Genomic DNA, 18,042 nt, shown 5'->3' on the forward strand with positions numbered 1-18,042 from the left:
ATGCTCAAAGTTACGACGCCTCGAACTTCTCGGTCCTTTTTATCCTCCTTTTTGAACACGCACATATAGGTGTAAATAATTAAAAAAGCATCGAAAGGAGGTTAACTGTAGATGAAAATCAGTATAAGAATTATCTTGTTGATTTTTTCTATTGTTCTGAATGCTCTTGGAAATGCACTTACCATTAAAGCAGCTTTAGGCTCAGCTCCGTGGACTGCCGCAAGTTTAAATGTTTCAATGGGCCTTGGAATTTCAGTTGGAACCGCAACTATTATGATCGGCAGTATTGTACTTGTCATCGATGATTTGCTTCGACGAAAATTTAATAAAATAAAGAATCTATTTAATTTTCTTTATTTGGTTTCTTTTGGATATATTATTGATTTATGGTTATTCTCCATGAAACATGTCGAATTTAATCATTTTTCATTTCGCTTGTTCTTATGTATAGTTGGTATTTTAATGATTGGTGCGGCAGTTTCCATCTATTTAAGAGTCGACCTTGTTTTTCATCCATGTGATGATCTTTTGAATATTTTAAGACATAAATATTTAAATGGGAATGTCATCTATGCAGAGATTATAAGTCTTGGCATCCCGCTTTGCATAAGCGGTGCTTTTGGAATAGTTCAGAACAGAATTTATGGAATCAATATTGGTACAATTATTAGTTTTATGTTTCTTGGTTTCTTCATCCATTTTTTTGATCGTACGATTCAATTAAATAATCGACAAATTGTTCAATTCGAACCGTATTGGGGAAAAAAGAAACATAACGAGTCATAATATGGATAATGAATTTCAATATGGAATATAAAAGGATGATTATTTTCTATTATGAAATAAAGAGTGTCCCACTAAGTTGTATTTGGGACACTCTTCTCGTTTTGGAATCAAAGTTCATGTTTAAGATATCTTCCTTTTGAAAGTGCAATGGTACTGTTAATGGACAGAAGCATTACCTTTTTTCAAGGCTAACATCTGCCGATAAGGGGTATAAAGATTAGTATATTGCTGCATGGTACATAAATAAAAGGAATAAAAAGGAGGATTTGCGATGAAATGGAGAGGCAGGCAAGGAAGTTCAAATGTAGAAGATCGAAGAGGAATGGGAAGGGCCGGAAAAGGGATTGTTGGAGGAGGACTTGGCCTAGTAATTGTCCTAATTGTTACATTGTTTGGCGGTAATCCAAGCGAATTATTGAATAACTTGCAAATGACAGATTCAGACAGCAACACATCTTATCAAGAAACAGAACAAGAGAAAGAGCTATCTCAATTTGTATCTGTTGTTCTTGCTGACACGGAAAAAGTATGGAAGGAAGAATTTCGGAAAGACGGATTAACCTATAAAGAGCCAACCTTGGTTTTATACTCAGGAAGCGTTAATTCTGCCTGTGGAACAGCTGGATCGTCAGTTGGTCCATTTTATTGTCCTGGAGATCAAAAGCTTTACATTGATCTTAGCTTTTATCAAGAGCTTCAAGATAAGTTTCAGGCCCCTGGAGATTTTGCAATGGCATATGTGATTGCACATGAGGTTGGCCATCACGTGCAGACGCTTCTTGGTACATCGGATAAAATTATGCCACTGCGCTCGAAATTAAGTGAGGAAGAATTTAATAAATATCTTGTTCGTTTTGAACTGCAAGCAGATTATTTTGCTGGAGTGTGGGCAAATCATGCACAAGGAATGGACTTGCTTGAAGAAGGAGATTTAGAAGAGGCCTTAACAGCAGCGACAGCAGTAGGTGATGATACTCTGCAGAAGAAAGCGAGGGGATATGTAATGCCTGAAAGCTTTACGCATGGAACTTCGGAACAGAGAAAACGTTGGTTTTACAAAGGATTCCAATCAGGGAAAATAGAAGATGGTGATACTTTTAGTAGTAAAAATTTATAAAACTTGTCCATATTAGCATGCAAAACGACTAGAAAAATGCGAACAGTCCTTGTCCTTGAATACTTGATAATATGTTGTTTGACTGTTTTTCCATCTATCGATCTTTGTACGATACTCGATATATGCATAAATTCTCCTGATTAAAAGGGATTCTGGAAAAGAGAGTATGTGCTGAGAAAGAGGCTTAGCACATACTCTTTATATGCAATAGATAAGTAAGTAAAGTCCAATATTCCTTATAAATGTTTTGTTTAGAGTCAAAGAAGGTTATAAAAAAGGCTTATCTTCTATTTTGATTGATTGGGCAGGACAGCTGTCTTTTGCCTCCATTAATTCATCATGCATCTCTTTTTCTACTTTTACCGTACCTGTATTGTTATCAAGGATAACTTCAGCAAGTCCGTCCTCATCAAAATCAAAGATATCTGGAGCGATGCATCCACAGGCTGCACATGCGATACAAGTATCTTTTTCAACCATTGTAAATTTATCCATTATAACTTCTCCTTTCAAATTAAGGGGTATAGTATAATAGTAAACCTTATTTAAATGGTTTTAATTTAGTAGTTGTGACTTTTTTTTGACAATTTTAAAGAATGTTATAAAAATATAAAAAATTCTGTTTTTTGTTTGAGTAAGCATAAAATGTTAAATTTGATGAGTGTCTAGCTTTAGTCATATACTGGCTGATTAAAAAAGGAACTTTTAGTTGTATGACTGTGAGACTAGGATCTCTTGCTTTTCTTTTTATACGAACAAAAAATATTTTTTTGCACTTTGTGGATAAATTCTTTCCGTTTGATGCCATTTCCAGAACATATCATTTGTTTTTTTGCCAATTATGCCATGTAAAATCATTCCACGTTCCATTAAATGAAGTGGCAAACCTTTTAAATGATATATTTGGTTAGTATCTATTTCGGTTAGTCCAACTGTATCAAAAATAATACTAGTTACTACGAATAATCCGTCTATTGAGTGTGTAAATTTAAAAAATTCTTTATCCATTTCTATAAAATCATCTTCACAATCCCAATTTTTTTGGTGGATATTTGGGTAGTTGGTTAAAATGAGGTGATTGAGAAGGTATTCACAGCTGTTAATTTCATCGAATTCTTTGTTAAATTTGCTTATTATTTCAGCGGAATTCGTATTAGCACGATGATCGAGCCATTGAGTGAATTTTTGCAATTCGGATATGAATTTTTTTGTTTCTTTTATATTTGGAGTTATTTTTATAGACAGAGGAAAATAAAGAAGAATCAACTTTTCCCAAAAAGCTTCTTTGCATTCTTCCCAAGAGGAAGGAGTTTTTTCTTTTAAATAATCGGTCATATAACGGGAGAAAATACGTAGAAATTCATTACAGGTTGAATCTGAAAAATGATCTTGTTTATAATCAATTAAATCATCACCATAAAATTCATAAAGGGCACTGAAGCGCATGTTGAAATGAGAGCTAATTTGAATTTTTTTAAGGAGCTTTTTACGATCTTGTGGACTTTCAATCGGGCGAAGCCTTATTATCTTGGTTGGAGAGATACTTTTTTCACTGCTAATTTCTTTTGAATGTCTACTGCTGCTTAAAAAATAAGGAGAATTCTTCATAATAAATCAACCAGCTTTCTATTGAATTTTGAAAAAAGGAAGGATGGCGATAAGGAGGTTCTAGGAGTATTTATTGGTAGTATAATGGTTATATGGGATTTTGTCACTTATTAATAACAGAAAATACGGAATATTTATAAAAAAATAACATGAGCAGATGATCGATTAAGTATCTTTGCTCATGTTTAAAGAATGAATATATTAGCGATATTAATAAATTTTATCTCCGTTAAAAATGGAATTCTTCACTATAACATAATCAACGTTTCGGATAGATTCTAGCTTATTTCCTCCAGCGTAAGAAATAGAGGATTGGAGATCTTGCTCCATTTCTGTCAGTGTATCTTGAAGAGAACCCTTGTGCTCGACAAACATTTTTTTGCCTTCCACATTTTTCTTTTCCCCTTTTTGGAATTCTGAGGCGGAACCAAAATATTCTTTATAAAGCTTTCCGTCTTTATCAAAAGTTTCCCCTGGAGATTCTTCATGACCAGCAAATAGGGAGCCGATCATCACCATGGAAGCTCCGAAACGAACGGATTTAGCGATGTCACCATGTGTACGAATACCGCCGTCTGCAATAATTGGTTTACTGGCTGCTTTTGCACACCAGCGTAATGCAGCTAGCTGCCAGCCACCAGTTCCAAATCCAGTTTTTATCTTTGTAATACATACTTTTCCTGGTCCAATGCCAACCTTTGTTGCGTCCGCACCAGCGTATTCTAATTCTCTTACTGCTTCTGGTGTGCCTATATTACCAGCAATCACAAAACTAGCAGGCAAGTATTTTTTTATATGCTTAATCATTTCAATTACTGCATTGGAATGACCATGTGCAATATCAATTGTAATATAATCTGGAATAAGATTCTCTGCAGCTAATTGTTCGATAAATCCATATTCCTCGTCTTTAACGCCAACACTAATGGAGGCAATGAAACCTCTTGCTTGCATATCTCTTGTAAAGGAAATTCTTTTTTCTGGTTGAAAACGGTGCATAATATAAAAGTAACCGTTTTCTGCTAAGTACAGGGCGATTTTTTCATCTATAATGGTTTGCATATTTGCAGGTACTACAGGAAGCTTAAATGTATGTTTGCCTAATGTTACAGTTGTATCACATTCAGAACGACTATTTACGATGCATTTTGCTGGAATTAATTGAATATCTTCGTAATCAAATACATTTTCCATGGTTTACACTCCTAAACACGAATATTTAAAGATGTTTATATAAAAATGTTCGACCCTTTGGTAATGTACATCATTTTTATCAGTATGTCAAAGATTTTGTTATTTATGTAAAGAAATAACGATTGGTTCGTGAATTTGTATCTTAAAGGGATTTTTTTATCGTTATACAGATAAAAAGTATCTAAATAGAGGGGGAATCGGCACTAGTATTTCTTTTTATATATTAGGATTGAACTTGAAGATCGTTGACCATTCTATTTCTTTTAAAAATGGTTAGATACTAAAAAAGCCTTGTCCAGTTTTGTAATATGGACAAGGTTTTAAAATACTATTAAACGTATAATTCATTATTTTCTCGTTAAATCAGAAGAAACCAAATCTGCCACAAGTATGTATCGTCTTGGGGCATCTCCAATATAGTGGAATGGATAGCAGGTTGAAACAGTTAAAGTTGCTTTTGGTTTTGGTACAATAACGGTTCGATCATCCTTATCGACAATCCTCACCTTTTTTACTTTATACGTAAAGGCGCCAGCAGATGTTTTAACTGTTAAAAGATCGCCTTTCCCAATTTCTCCAAGTTTTCGAAATACGGTGTCTCGATGACCGGAAAGCACGGTATTATCCTTTTCCCCCGGTAAAACACTTCCTGCAAAATGTCCTACACCTTTTGCTAATTCCTCTTCATCAGTACCATGAAAAATAGGAAGGGTAGCTTTCAGCTTAGGAATGATCAGCTCTCCAATATTCTCCCCTGTTTTTGGAGGCTTATCATACAGGGATTGCACTTCTTCCTTTTTTGGTTTTACTTCTTCTATGTTTTTATTGAATTGTTTCGATGCATCCACTTCTTGTACCTGTTCTGTTTTAAACAAAAAGTAGCCTTTTAAATACGTATAAGCATTTGTGCCAGTAAACCATAAACCAAACAAAACAATAGAAGCAGATAAGAAAAGAAGAAGAAAACGTCTTTTCGTTTTACTTCTTCCCCTTTTTTTAGTTGCTCTCATTTGTTACATTCCTTTAACAAGAATACGTCTAAATAAAAAGAGTCCAACGGCAACAAAGGCTAGTCCAATAATCGTATTTTGTAAATAATCCGAAGCAGTATTTGGAAGTTTTCCACCTTTTACTGTCGTCATAAGCGTTTTCGCTTTTGCAGGAGTATTGGTTATTACTTGCTCTACTTCTTTTATGTCTTTTCCTGTTTCTTTAATCATTTCAGAACCAAACATATCGGCAGTTAACAAAATATCTGCTAGAAATTCGCCTTCGTTATTGTAAATTTCAATTAATAAACTTGTTCCTTTTTTTAGATCCATTGTCATTAATGCATCAGGAGTGACTGGTGTTTTTTTGCCGTCCTGTATAAGGTAATACTTTGGTGTTATTTGAAGGGTGTGGAGCATGCTATTGGAAATAGATAAAAGCTCAGCAATTTGTTCAGCAGAAAGATCATCAGCGGAATCGAATGATCCAAATGCCATCATTCGTTCACTAAGAGCCATCATTTGGTCTGCAAAAACAGGATTTTCACGATCAAGCTTTTCAAAATGAGCAAATAGTTTCTCCAGCTCTTCATCTGTTAATTGTAAGGCATTTAACAAATTGTCCATTTCCTCGTCTAATTTATCACCGCCGCTTTGATAGTAATCTACGGTAAGTTCAAGATCCTCGATATATTCATAGTTTCCAATGGAATCATCATATTCTTGTAGAAACTTTTCCAGCTCCTCTTTAGACTTGTATCCATATTTATTTAGAAGAGTTTGCAAATTAAGATCATCAATCGGCGTTCCTTCTGCTCCGTTTAAATAAAAATCGATATAATCATATAATTCTTCGCTAAAAAGAATAGAGCTGCCTTCTAACACATCTTGTCCTTTTTCAATATCTCCATTTTCTGTAAGAAGAGCATTTAATTCTTCCCGAGTTAAATCAAAATCCTGGAGTACAGGAAGTATCGTTTCTTCGGTAAGTGGAGTTCCTAGTTCATCAATAGAGTCAAAATCATCTAATTCCCAGTCTTTGCTTTTAAGATAATTAATATATTCTTGTTTATCCCAGCTAATGTTTTTTAGAAATCCATCTAAATCTTTGTCAGTAGATTCGATTGCAAAAGTTGTAATAGGTAAAAAACTAAATCCAATCATAATAGCAGAAAAAAGATATAGTAAGCGTTTCATTGTTTCCCCCTAAGCTTTATATAGTGTAGTGTATATTCCTAATTTATTATAAGTGGAAAAAATAGAATTAGAAACAAAAATATTTTCCTAAAAAAATATTTTTTTAGTAGATAATGGTAGATGAAAGAGCAAAATAATATTTTATAAGTTTGAATATTTTTAGTATTGACATAACACTTACTAACATGGCATGATTAATGCACAGATTTACCAGAATGAAACAATAATAAAATGACGAAGAAAAGAAGAGTACACTCGAAATGAAGCTTAACAGAGAGCCTGGGCAGGTGGGAGCAGGTAGTGGATAGTAGAGTTGGAAGATGGTCTTGGAGTCGAGCGGTTGAAGTAAATGGTTCTCCATTTTTTAAATTGCTACGGAAGCACCCGTTATTTGTGCAACAGTATAACGAGAGAAATCTCAAGTACTGGTAGAGGTATAGGTAGTGATATCTATACAAAAAAAGGTGGTAACGCGTTTATAATACGCCCTTTTACAAGTCTGATAGCAGGATTTGTAAGAGGGCGTTTTTTATTTATTAAAAAGCATAGTTTTTATTTTGAAGGAGTGTAAAGATGAGTAATTATTTAGTATTGCAAACAGATTTTGGACTTTCAGATGGTGCAGTAAGCGCAATGCATGGAGTTGCATATACCGTAAGCAAGGAGATTGTTGTTCAAGATTTAACCCACGATATTCCGCCATATGATATTTGGGCAGCATCTTATCGTTTGCTGCAGACAGTTTCGTATTGGCCAAAGGGAACGGTGTTTGTTTCTGTTGTTGACCCAGGGGTTGGCAGTGACCGACGCAGCATTGTCTGTAAAACGAAGTCAGGCCATTTTATTATCACACCAGACAATGGAACATTAACACATATTTCTCATTTCCAAGGGATAGAGGAAGTAAGGGTAATCAATGAAGTGGTGAGCCGTTTGCCTCATTCAGAAGAGAGTCATACTTTTCATGGACGTGACATATATGCTTATAACGGAGCTAGATTAGCCTGTGGGGAAGTAGGATTTGCTGAACTGGGGGATATTGTTTCATGTGAAACAGTGGAAAAGCTGGAAATTGAAAATGCAGAAACGAACAATGGAATTATCTCTGGTAATATTGATGTCCTAGATATAAGGTTTGGATCACTTTGGACGAATATTCCTCTTCGTTTAGTAAAAGAAAATCACATTGAACATGGAGATTTTTTACAAGTATCTATCTATCACGGCACAAAGAAGGTATATCAAAATATTGTGAAATTTTCCAAGTCTTTTGCGGATGTAAATATAGGGGAACCATTAGTTTATGTTAACTCGTTAGTAAATATCGGAGTGGCAGTTAACCAAGATTCCTTTTCACGGTTATACCATATTGGCACAGGAATCGATTGGAAAATCGAAATTAGAAAAGCTGCAAAAATTATTTTTGAATAGAAGGAGAGAAGTGAGATGAGAGAAGATCATTTTTCAGTCAAAACGGTGGTGGCAGTTGGGATTGGGGCAGCGGTATTTTTTATTCTAGCTAGGTTTGTATCCATTCCAGTTGGTTTTATTCCAAATGTAACGATTCAAACATCTTATGCATTTTTAGCATTAGCCGCTATTCTGTTTGGACCAATAGCTGGAGCGTTAATTGCTTTTATTGGCCATACATTAACGGATTTAACTGCATATGGAAATCCATGGTGGAGCTGGATTATTTGTTCGGCTATTTTAGGCTTGTTAATTGGTATCATTGGCAAAAGAATTACGTTAACAGCGAGCACATGGAATAAAAAAGGGATGCTATATTTTACTATTTTTCAACTAATAGCACAGTTCATTGTTTGGGGACTTGTCGCTCCAATATTAGATGTACTTATATATAGTGAACCGGCTTCGAAAGTGTTTACACAAGGAATTGTTTCAGCAATAAGCAATAGCGTAACAGTAGCTATATTAGGTAATCTTCTTATTAGCGCATATGCAAAAACAAGAACGGAAAAAGGTTCATTAAAAATAGACGTGTAAAAGGGATTTGTTAGAATGAAAAAACCAATTATTACATTTGAACAGTTTTCTTTTCAATACGACAGTCAGTCAGAGCCTTCCTTGAAAAATGTTCAAGTTACGATATATGAAGGAGAAAAAGTATTAATAGTAGGGCCAAGCGGTTCTGGTAAATCAACTTTTGGCAAATGCATAAATGGATTAATACCTTATGCCCATAATGGAGAAGTGACTGGTCAGCTGCTAATTGGTGATCAATCAAGTACAGCTTCCTCTATATTCAGTCGATCCCTTACGGTAGGAACTGTTTTGCAGGATACGGATGGACAGTTTGTCGGCTTATCTGTAGGAGAAGATATTGCCTTTTCTTTAGAAAATGAAGAGGTTGACCAAAAGGAAATGAAGAAGACAGTTCTGAATTGGGCTGAAAAAGTAGATGTCGATTCCCTTCTAAAGCATCGTCCACAGTTATTGTCAGGAGGGCAAAAACAGCGGGTTGCGATGGCGGGTGTGATGGTGGATCCAGTCCCAATTTTGTTATTTGACGAGCCGCTTGCAAGCTTAGATCCGCAAGCAGGAGAAGAGGCGATTCAACTAATAAAGGAAATTCAGAAGCAAACAAAAAAACTGTGTTGATGATTGAGCATCGCTTAGAGGATGTGTTGGCGCTTGATTTCGATCGACTACTTGTTTTTTCAGAGGGAGAATTAATCGCAGACGAAACGCCAGATGAATTATTAAAATCTAATGTATTAGAGAGAATCGGTATTCGCGAGCCTCTTTATATACAGGCATTAAGAAAAGCAGGCATGAAGCTAGATAGATTATCTTCTATATCCTCTATCCAAAGGTTAGAGCTGCCACATGAAATACAAGCAGCATGGCAGCAGCTTATACAAGAAGAAAAAGAAGAACTACCATTAAAAGACAAATTACCGTTGCTAACGGCTAAAAATATTACCTATCATTATCCAGGCAGTAATACAGCTGCTCTTTATCAAGTAAACTGTTCAATAAACGAAGGAGAAATGGTCAGCATTGTTGGAAAAAATGGTGCTGGTAAATCGACATTTGTTAAATTGATTTGTGGCTTTATAAAAGAGAATAGTGGAGAGTTATTGTATAAAGGAAAATCATTATCCAGGCTGTCTATTAAGAAAAGAGCAGAAAAAATTGGATTTGTGATGCAAAATCCGAATCAAATGATTTCAAAAACAATGATTCAAGATGAAATATCACTTGGTTTGCGGCTCAGAAAATTACCGGAGGAAGAGATCACGAGAAGGGTGGAGGAAGCATTGAAAATATGCGGACTATATCCTTATCGCAATTGGCCGATCTCCGCCTTAAGCTTTGGGCAGAAAAAGAGGGTAACGATTGCAGCTATTCTCGTATTACAGCCGGAAATGATTATATTAGATGAACCAACAGCTGGACAGGATTATCATCATTATAAAGAAATGATGGATTTTTTAAAGAAACTAAATGAACAAGGCATTACGATTGTAATGATTACCCATGATATGCATCTTATGCTAGAGTATACGACCCGATCTCTTGTCTTTACAGATGCTAAACTTCTTGCAGATTTAGATCCTGTAGCGCTGCTTACAGATGGAGATCTAATGAAGCAGGCTGCTTTAAAGGAAACATCACTCGTTACAATGGCAAATAAGCTTTTACTAGACAGCAAAAAATTTATTTTGGCATATATACAGGAAAAGGAAAGGGTAGAGAAATGAAGACGATTGGATATATCCATCATGACACGTTTATACATAAAGTGAATGGTGCAACAAAGCTGCTTGCGTTTATTTTTTTATCATTAGTGACGATGATTACATATGATACTCGGCTATTGTTGACGATTGGCATATGTTCTATCCTTTTGTTTCCTCTATCCAAAATCAAATGGGAGAATATTTCCTTTGTTGTTCTCTTTATTGCTTTGTTTTCTTTGTTAAATTTAATAGCTGTTTATTTATTTGCACCGGAATATGGGGTGGAATTGTATCAGTCAAGAACCGTCATTTGGGAAGGAATAGGGAGATACAGCTTAACAAAAGAGCAATTATTTTATGAATTTAATTTAGTTTTAAAATACTGCGCTTCTATTCCAATAGCCTTATTATTTCTCTTTACAACGAATCCAAGTGAATTTGCAGCAAGCCTTTACCGGATTGGAGTACCATATAAAATTGCTTATGCTGTGGCATTAGCGCTTCGCTACATTCCTGATATCCAAGAGGAATACCGCACTATTTCTTATGCACAGCAGGCTAGAGGCTTCGAAATATCTGGGAAAAATAATCTTTGGAAAAAAATAAAAGGTACAGCACTTATTTTATTTCCTCTTATCTTTTTAAGTTTAGAGCGCATTGACGTGATTACAAATGCTATGCTGCTTCGTCGGTTTGGTAAAAATAAAAAAAGAAGCTGGTACAGTGAAAAGCCGTTTACTTACAGGGATATATTGGTGTTTTTCTTTATCCTTATTTTTATCAGCTTACTTATTATTTGTTTTTACATAAATAATGGGAGATTTTATAATCCTTTTTTATCATCATGAGGGAGAACAGACATTTGAAAGGAAGCTGGGATATAAGTATTCCAGCCGAAGATAAAATCGAACCATGATACGAAGATGTAAGAATATTTCGTATCATGGTTTGATTTTTTTATTGATGTAAAAAATAAGGTTTGTGGTAATCACCCGCACCCTGAATACACTTCGCTTTCCGTGGGGCTCGGCTTTAGCCGCTTCGGCCCTTGGCCAGCAGGGTCTCAGCTGTCTCGCTAATCCCACAGGAGTCTACGTGTATTCAGTCTGCTCCATTTTCCAATCTATTTCCTTTTTTTCTTGGTAAAAGAATTAGGTTTTAGAAAATAGCCTTTAAAAGCGAGTGTCTGTAGCGCAATGGAACAACATAGTTTTTATATTTAACTCAAATTTCGCAGTTATAAATTCTTCTTCATGTATTGACTTAACTTGGTTTAGAGCAATTAGAAAAGGGTGATTGATTAATCTTTTGTGGTGTTTTTTGCAAACATTATTCCTTATAAATAGGGGCTTGCTTTCCGTAGGGCGTGCGATGAGTGTCCTCGGCGAGTGCGCCTGCTTAGGTCTCATCTAACCCGCAAATCCCATAGGAGTCTTCCACCTTCCATACCAATCAAGCCGCTTGGTCCACTAGTTGCTGTCGTTGAACTGGTGAAAACATCCACCTTATAGAATAGACTAAAAACGGCATATTTTGGTAGAACAACGTTTAATAGTAACATTAAAAAAACAACGCTACTATGGTTTAGCAATCATATCTTGTTATGAAATTCGAAGACAAAAACTTATTCTAAAACAGGTGGCTTGTAACGGAGGGTGCGAAGACTCCTGCGGGAAATGTGAGGAGGCTCAAGCATAACCCCGCGGAAAGCAACCTCCACACTAAAAAACAAGCTTCCCATTTTGTTGTTCTTAAACCGAGTAATATCAAGACTTGCAAACGAATTTGAAGGTGCAAAGTTTGAGTTAACTAGATTAAAAAACATAAATAACTAGTATAGGGAAGTAATCATTTACGTGCCAAATTAGAGAATGTTCGTCTTCACCTATTATCTATTTAGTTATGTCACAGCCTCTTTTTTTCTAAAAGGTTTTTCTTCAGAGCGGATCAAGGCGCCCCGCCCCTGCGCTTTTTATGAATAATAAAGAAACTCTACTTCTACTTTTGCTTCAATTGATATTTGTCCTGGTTCAATTGTAGTAGATACTCCGCCAACAAACTCTGATTTTGCTAGGGTGGTATAGGGAAGGGGAGTTGGTTCTGTTGTTTGTTCAATGATGTTGACTGGAATTGGGTCGAGCGTGACTGGAAATGATTTTACCATCAGCTTGGCTTTAGTGACAGCATCTTCAAGTGCGGCTTTTAGTGCTTGTTTATAATAAAAATCTTTATTTAGAACAGTGAATTGGATAGAAGAAACTCTGTTTGCTCCATTTTGCACAGCGGTATCAATTACTTCACCCGTTTGCTCCAGTTTTTCAACGGTAATGGAAAGCATATGGGTTACCTGATACCCTTTAAATTGCTGTTTGTTATCCACGTAATCATATTGCGGAAAAATAGTAAAATCAGCTGTTTGAATGTTTTCCTGGGAAATGCCAATCCCCATGATGGCCTGGATTACTTGTTGAATTATTTTTGCATTTTCTTGTTGCGCTTGCTCAAGCTCTAATGCTTCGGTGACTGTCCCTAATTGAAGCTTTGCAACAGTTGGTTCTAAGGATAGAATGCTGGCGCCGAACAAGGTCATTTTTCGCTTTAGGCGATTATTCATCTCTCTAACAGGAGGGTAATACATATTTTTTCCTCGCTTCCATAAAAAATCACTACTACTTATTTCATGATGAATCTCAAGCATTTATGTCTATTTTATAAAGAAAAGGACAGAACAGTATGCAGTAGAGAAGAAAAAGTTAGGAAAATAACGAAAAAACCTGAAATCTTCATTGAAATCAGGTTTTTTAAAATTACTGTGCTCTATCCCAGAAACGTCCTTCGGCGATGCCATCAACAAAATCTGAAATTGTTTTATCGGAGAAGTTATAAACACCAGGTTCATTTAATTTAACGCGGCTTTGATTCAAGGACTTAGGATCAGCAATAGAAACAGCCAGCGGTTTAAAGTGTTTATACGTCATTTCAATAAACTCTAATGCTGGTGTTGCAATGGAAGCTTCACTGCTGACTAATACGGCTGCATCAAACAAACTGGAATCTGCTGTATCAAATGTGTTCGTTACTTTAAGCTTATTATTTAAAGAGTGGACCTTTTTATCAACAATACTATAATTAACTTTATGCTGTGCGAGAGTTTTTATCCACTTTGTTAATTGGTCTGCATCTGCTTTTCCATTTATAAGAATCGCAACATTTTTTGTATCTGGTTTTCTAACCGTTTTTGCCATGCTGAGCGCAGGGGATTTTTTATCCGTCTTCACTTCATGGTTTTCTTTCGGCAATAACGCGCCAATATTATCAGCAACTTCTTCTGCAATTTGGCGGTCAATATGGTTTAATACGCTAATAGCATTGTTTTTTACATCAGCTGATTTACATTTGCCAAGTTCAAAGCTAAGCGCATCTTTCAGATGTTTCTGCTCATAGGAAGCAAGGCTGTTGTAAAATAATTTTGCCTGTGAATAGAAATCTAAGAAGCTTTCACTTCGACCTCGTACTTTGCGGCCATCGATTTTTTCTTGGTAGTGTTCGTATCCGCCTTTTTCTGCTGGAACGGGCTCTGGCTGATTATTATTTAAGTTATTATTATGGTAGCTTGTTTGTCCATGATGAATGGTTGTTTGGTGCATGCCATCCCGTTGATTATTGTGAAAAGGACATACTGGCTTATTAATCGGAATTTGATGGAAATTAGGACCACCTAAGCGAGAAAGCTGTGTATCTGTGTAAGAAAATAATCTTCCCTGCAGCAGAGGATCGTTGGAAAAGTCGATGCCAGGAACAACATGACCAGGATGGAATGCAACTTGTTCTGTCTCTGCAAAAAAGTTATCAACATTCCGGTTTAATGTCATCTTGCCGACAATCTTCACAGGAACCTCTTCTTCCGGCCACAGCTTTGTAGGATCTAATATATCAAAATCAAATCGGAATTCCTCTTCTTCCGGAATTACCTGTATACCGAATTCCCACTCAGGGTAATCCCCTTTTTCAATGGCCTCATATAAATCTTGACGATGGAAATCAGGATTTTTACCTGCTGTTTTTTGTGCTTCATCCCAAACTTGAGAGTGCATGCCAAGAACTGGCTTCCAATGGAATTTTACAAAATGAGCTTTGCCTTCCGCATTGATTAATCGGAACGTATGCACGCCAAATCCTTCCATCATCCGTAAGCTTCTTGGTATGGCACGGTCACTCATCGCCCACATAACCATATGGGCTGATTCAGGATTTTGCCCGACAAAGTCCCAGAAAGTATCGTGTGCACTGGCACCTTGTGGTATTTCATTATGTGGTTCTGGTTTGACAGCATGGACAAAATCAGGGAACTTAATCGCATCTTGAATGAAGAAAACAGGGATATTATTTCCTACTAAATCATAGTTCCCTTCGTCTGTATAAAACTTCGTTGCAAAGCCGCGCACATCGCGGACTGTATCACTTGATCCTCTTGATCCTTGTACGGTAGAGAACCGAACAAACACAGGCGTTATTTTTGATGTATCGTTCAGAAAGTCAGCTTTTGTATATTTTTCTAATGATTCATATAGCTGGAATTCCCCATGTGCTCCTACACCGCGGGCATGAACAATCCGCTCTGGAATGCGCTCATGATCAAAATGGGTCATTTTTTCACGAAAATGAAAGTCCTCCATTAAGGTTGGACCTCTAAGACCTGCTTTTAAAGAAAATTCATCTTCTGCCATTTTCAGTCCTTGATTAGTCGTTAAGCCAGCTTTTTCTTCATTATCGATTGTATACTTTTTCAATTGTTCTGTCTTTTTGTTTGTCATTCAAGAACCTCCCTATTTTGAAGTATGTATTAATTAATAACTATTCTTTCCTTTTGTTACCCTTTTTATTGGAAAAAAAACTATTTTTTATTAAGTTTTTGAAGAAAGTTAAGTTGAATAGAAGGAAGGAAGAAAATAGAGGTGCTACAGTGGCTATAATGGTTATCTATATTTTTAACAGAAAAAAAGACAAGGCGGATAGACTTGTCTTTTTTCAAAAGTATAAAATTTTTCAACTTAGATTAGTGTCTAGCTTCGCCGTACAGGATGTACAAGTGCCGGCGAAGACATAAGGACGTGGCGTATTTAGCCGGCCAGCGTCTAACCCCAGTGAGTATTGCCTCTTGCCTCTTAAAATAAAGAACACTTTTAGAGGCAAGAGAATATTTTTCTTCGGGGCTGAGCAAGGCGTCTGCGCTTTTCTTACTATAATCAAGATGTGACTTCTTTTTTTGGCCATTCTCCAATAAACTCGGGAACATCATATTCCAAGAAGTCTTTAAGATTTTTGTCTCGGTCATCTAAGAATAGCTCATCTGCAACAGCAGAAACGATTCGTGGGATGCCGTAGCGCATGCCCGATAAGGCAGACGCAGCTAGACCGCAGCTGATTAAAGCGGAATAGTTAAAGGCAAATAAGCCATGCAGCAGTTTTTTTCCTTCTTCCTCTCGACTAACAAAAGCAAATCCGGTACTTAAATACGGATGAGCGTCAAGAATTGGGCTTGCAATTTCCTCTGGAGCTTGATAACGATCTGACCAGCGGGAAATATGATTTTCTACAAGCTTTAGCTCTGGACGTAATCCAGGATCGGTCAGTAAACCTGTGCTAATAATAAGGAAATCAAAGGTGAATTTTCCTTGTGGAGTGGTTACAACTGCTCCATCTATAGTAGCTTCTACATCTAGCCATGGCGCACCTAAATGCAGATTAAATCCTGGCCAAGAGGTTGCCCGATTAAATGTATCGTTTGTTGGAGGCTGATTATGTTGAAAGAAATGGGAAATCACAGCATACTTATCCGCATCAGAGAGAGCTGGAAAACGTTCGATTAATCCAGAAACCTCCATTTGACGAATAGGGTTAATCCTTGGCATTTCTTTACGGCGAACAAATACATGTGCTTCTGCTACACCTTCCGATAGGGCAAAGTTAGCATTATCATACGCTGAAGCTCCACCGCCTAAAACAGCAACTTTTTTCCCTTTCAGCTTATTAAAATCGATCGTTTCAGAGGTATGCGCATAAAGACTAGCAGGCAATTTTTCAGATATCATTGGTGGAACATGCCATTCCCCACCACCTTGAATACCAGTTGCTAAAATTACCTTGCGCGCAAGTATGGTATCAGCTGGAGCACCGTTTCCTTTAATATGTAAACGATGGATTCCCTCTTCTGTCAGTTCAATTTCATGTAGTTTTACTTCATTTATGACTGGGAGCTGAAGCACCTTACGATACCAGCGCAAATAATTCATCCAATCTCCTCGAGGAATTTTGTCTACCTCTTCCCATCCTTCTGGTCCAACTTGTGCTTCCCACCATGAACGGAATGTTAAAGAAGGAACACCAAGATCAATGGAGGTTAAATGTTTAGGTGTGCGCAATGTTACCATACGTGCATAAGTTTCCCATGGTCCTTCTAAGCCTTCTATATTTTCATCTAACACAAGAATATTGGATACTCGCTCTCGTAAAAGACCAAAGGCGATGCCTAGGCCGCTTTGCCCGCCGCCAATAATAACGACATCATACACATGGCCATCTGGATGATGAAGAGGGCGCACCCAATCTGGACCTCCAAAGTTAAGATAAGCTAGATCGGTTTTTACTTTTTCATTTAATGCCTCTAAGCTCATGTTATTCCTTCCTTCCTATTAATATTATTATTAAAAAATCTTTAATAGTAAAAGTATTCTATAAAGAAAAAAAGTAAGTTAATAGACTAATGTAAGCTTTTATAACATAACTATCCTTGCACATATATTATCATGTTTAGAATATTATTGTATGTGTAATATATCTAAATTTTCACTCAATAATTAGTTATAAGGACCAGATGTAAAAATTTAATGACAAAAAATAAGATGGAAATGAAATGGTTGTATCAAGGAGATTCTTCCGATTTTCATTGGCTTTGCAAAGAAAATACTGATAAAATGAAAAGGAAGTATCAATAAATCGCAAACTCACTTTTGAAATGTAGATGAACACCAGGTAAAAGAAAATAATTCTTCTACTAAAAGTAAAGAACACTTTTGGAGTCAAGAGAACATTTTTCTTCGGGTCTTTTCAAGGTGCTTCCGCTTTTCTATTGTCTAGCTCCAGCACCTAGGCCCTGTGAAAGATAACCTCTTGCCTCTAAAAGTAAAGAACACTTTTGGAGGCAAGAGAACATTTTTCTTCGGGCCTTTCAAGGTGCTTCCGCTTTTCTATTGTCTAGCTCCAGCACCTAGGCCCTGTGAAAGATAACCTCTTGCCTCTAAAAGTAAAGAACACTTTTGGAGGCAAGAGAACATTTTTCTTCGGGCCTTTCAAGGTGCTTCCGCTTTTCTTTGTGAGTGGTGAAATTTTGTAGAGTAGTTGCTCTGTTTCGTTCACCCATTGTCCTTTTTAGGATGATGGGTTT

13 protein-coding genes, 1 pseudogene and 1 other annotated feature are annotated in these 18,042 nt (G+C 36.4%); of the genes and pseudogenes, 6 read left to right on the forward strand and 8 right to left on the reverse strand.

Annotated elements, in window-relative coordinates:
* Positions 1–111: 111 nt before the first annotated feature.
* Positions 112–786, forward strand: coding sequence for a YczE/YyaS/YitT family protein (locus tag AC5LWL_RS01455; protein WP_493432686.1), 675 nt, complete (start codon positions 112–114; stop codon positions 784–786).
* 271 nt (positions 787–1,057) lie between these two features.
* The gene (gene ypfJ, locus AC5LWL_RS01460) at positions 1,058–1,903 is read left to right on the forward strand and encodes a KPN_02809 family neutral zinc metallopeptidase (RefSeq protein ID WP_493432687.1); all 846 of its coding nucleotides are present in this window, start codon (positions 1,058–1,060) and stop codon (positions 1,901–1,903) included.
* A gap of 267 nt (positions 1,904–2,170) precedes the next feature.
* Here ypfJ and AC5LWL_RS01465 read toward each other — a convergent pair whose 3' ends face one another.
* The 5 genes from AC5LWL_RS01465 to AC5LWL_RS01485 form a co-directional block, all read right to left on the reverse strand.
* On the reverse strand, positions 2,171–2,398 hold the full coding sequence (locus AC5LWL_RS01465) for a ferredoxin (protein WP_493432688.1): 228 nt from the start codon (positions 2,396–2,398) through the stop codon (positions 2,171–2,173).
* 252 nt (positions 2,399–2,650) lie between these two features.
* The gene (locus AC5LWL_RS01470) at positions 2,651–3,511 is read right to left on the reverse strand and encodes a PH domain-containing protein (RefSeq protein ID WP_493432689.1); all 861 of its coding nucleotides are present in this window, start codon (positions 3,509–3,511) and stop codon (positions 2,651–2,653) included.
* Between the two features lie 210 nt (positions 3,512–3,721).
* Entirely contained in the window at positions 3,722–4,705 is a 984-nt protein-coding gene (gene guaC / locus AC5LWL_RS01475) for a GMP reductase (protein WP_493432690.1), read from the reverse strand.
* Between the two features lie 347 nt (positions 4,706–5,052).
* Positions 5,053–5,715, reverse strand: a complete 663-nt coding sequence (gene srtD, locus AC5LWL_RS01480) for a class D sortase, LPxTATN-specific (RefSeq protein WP_493432691.1) — start codon at positions 5,713–5,715, stop codon at positions 5,053–5,055.
* A 3-nt stretch (positions 5,716–5,718) separates the two neighbouring features.
* Complete coding sequence (locus tag AC5LWL_RS01485; protein WP_493432692.1) at positions 5,719–6,891, reverse strand: processed acidic surface protein; 1,173 nt, start codon at positions 6,889–6,891, stop codon at positions 5,719–5,721.
* A gap of 228 nt (positions 6,892–7,119) precedes the next feature.
* Positions 7,120–7,385, forward strand: a binding site (T-box leader).
* A gap of 79 nt (positions 7,386–7,464) precedes the next feature.
* Between AC5LWL_RS01485 and AC5LWL_RS01490 the strand changes: the two genes are divergently transcribed.
* From AC5LWL_RS01490 to AC5LWL_RS01505, 4 genes and pseudogenes are all read left to right on the forward strand, one after another.
* Positions 7,465–8,322, forward strand: coding sequence for an SAM hydrolase/SAM-dependent halogenase family protein (locus AC5LWL_RS01490; protein WP_493432693.1), 858 nt, complete (start codon positions 7,465–7,467; stop codon positions 8,320–8,322).
* A gap of 15 nt (positions 8,323–8,337) precedes the next feature.
* Positions 8,338–8,898, forward strand: a complete 561-nt coding sequence (locus tag AC5LWL_RS01495; RefSeq protein ID WP_493432694.1) for an ECF-type riboflavin transporter substrate-binding protein — start codon at positions 8,338–8,340, stop codon at positions 8,896–8,898.
* Between the two features lie 15 nt (positions 8,899–8,913).
* Positions 8,914–10,619 (forward strand): annotated as a pseudogene (locus tag AC5LWL_RS01500) (ABC transporter ATP-binding protein).
* The gene (locus AC5LWL_RS01505; RefSeq protein WP_493432695.1) at positions 10,616–11,446 is read left to right on the forward strand and encodes an energy-coupling factor transporter transmembrane component T family protein; all 831 of its coding nucleotides are present in this window, start codon (positions 10,616–10,618) and stop codon (positions 11,444–11,446) included. Before AC5LWL_RS01500 ends, AC5LWL_RS01505 begins: the two are co-directional and overlap by 4 nt.
* Before the next feature lie 1,124 nt (positions 11,447–12,570).
* On the opposite strand, the gene AC5LWL_RS01510 is transcribed toward AC5LWL_RS01505, so the two are convergent.
* From AC5LWL_RS01510 to AC5LWL_RS01520, 3 genes are all read right to left on the reverse strand, one after another.
* Positions 12,571–13,236, reverse strand: a complete 666-nt coding sequence (locus AC5LWL_RS01510; RefSeq protein WP_493432696.1) for an SIMPL domain-containing protein — start codon at positions 13,234–13,236, stop codon at positions 12,571–12,573.
* A gap of 169 nt (positions 13,237–13,405) precedes the next feature.
* Positions 13,406–15,412 (reverse strand): catalase, encoded by a 2,007-nt coding sequence (locus tag AC5LWL_RS01515; protein WP_493432697.1) that lies wholly within the window; start codon positions 15,410–15,412, stop codon positions 13,406–13,408.
* Positions 15,413–15,844: 432 nt separating this feature from the next.
* On the reverse strand, positions 15,845–17,272 hold the full coding sequence (locus AC5LWL_RS01520) for an NAD(P)-binding domain-containing protein (protein WP_493432698.1): 1,428 nt from the start codon (positions 17,270–17,272) through the stop codon (positions 15,845–15,847).
* Between the last annotated feature and the right edge of the window lie 770 nt (positions 17,273–18,042).

It is taken from the genome of Niallia sp. WK069_GA_01 (assembly GCF_983173855.1).

What these genes read in the sequence shown, in the direction of transcription:
- AC5LWL_RS01455 (WP_493432686.1), top strand. Translation starts at nt 112, where the DNA reads ATGAAAATCAGTATAAGAATTATCTTGTTGATTTTTTCTATTGTTCTG.
- ypfJ (WP_493432687.1), top strand. Translation starts at nt 1,058, where the DNA reads ATGAAATGGAGAGGCAGGCAAGGAAGTTCAAATGTAGAAGATCGAAGA.
- AC5LWL_RS01465 (WP_493432688.1), bottom strand. Translation starts at nt 2,398, where the DNA reads ATGGATAAATTTACAATGGTTGAAAAAGATACTTGTATCGCATGTGCA.
- AC5LWL_RS01470 (WP_493432689.1), bottom strand. Translation starts at nt 3,511, where the DNA reads ATGAAGAATTCTCCTTATTTTTTAAGCAGCAGTAGACATTCAAAAGAA.
- guaC (WP_493432690.1), bottom strand. Translation starts at nt 4,705, where the DNA reads ATGGAAAATGTATTTGATTACGAAGATATTCAATTAATTCCAGCAAAA.
- srtD (WP_493432691.1), bottom strand. Translation starts at nt 5,715, where the DNA reads ATGAGAGCAACTAAAAAAAGGGGAAGAAGTAAAACGAAAAGACGTTTT.
- AC5LWL_RS01485 (WP_493432692.1), bottom strand. Translation starts at nt 6,891, where the DNA reads ATGAAACGCTTACTATATCTTTTTTCTGCTATTATGATTGGATTTAGT.
- AC5LWL_RS01490 (WP_493432693.1), top strand. Translation starts at nt 7,465, where the DNA reads ATGAGTAATTATTTAGTATTGCAAACAGATTTTGGACTTTCAGATGGT.
- AC5LWL_RS01495 (WP_493432694.1), top strand. Translation starts at nt 8,338, where the DNA reads ATGAGAGAAGATCATTTTTCAGTCAAAACGGTGGTGGCAGTTGGGATT.
- AC5LWL_RS01505 (WP_493432695.1), top strand. Translation starts at nt 10,616, where the DNA reads ATGAAGACGATTGGATATATCCATCATGACACGTTTATACATAAAGTG.
- AC5LWL_RS01510 (WP_493432696.1), bottom strand. Translation starts at nt 13,236, where the DNA reads ATGTATTACCCTCCTGTTAGAGAGATGAATAATCGCCTAAAGCGAAAA.
- AC5LWL_RS01515 (WP_493432697.1), bottom strand. Translation starts at nt 15,412, where the DNA reads ATGACAAACAAAAAGACAGAACAATTGAAAAAGTATACAATCGATAAT.
- AC5LWL_RS01520 (WP_493432698.1), bottom strand. Translation starts at nt 17,272, where the DNA reads ATGAGCTTAGAGGCATTAAATGAAAAAGTAAAAACCGATCTAGCTTAT.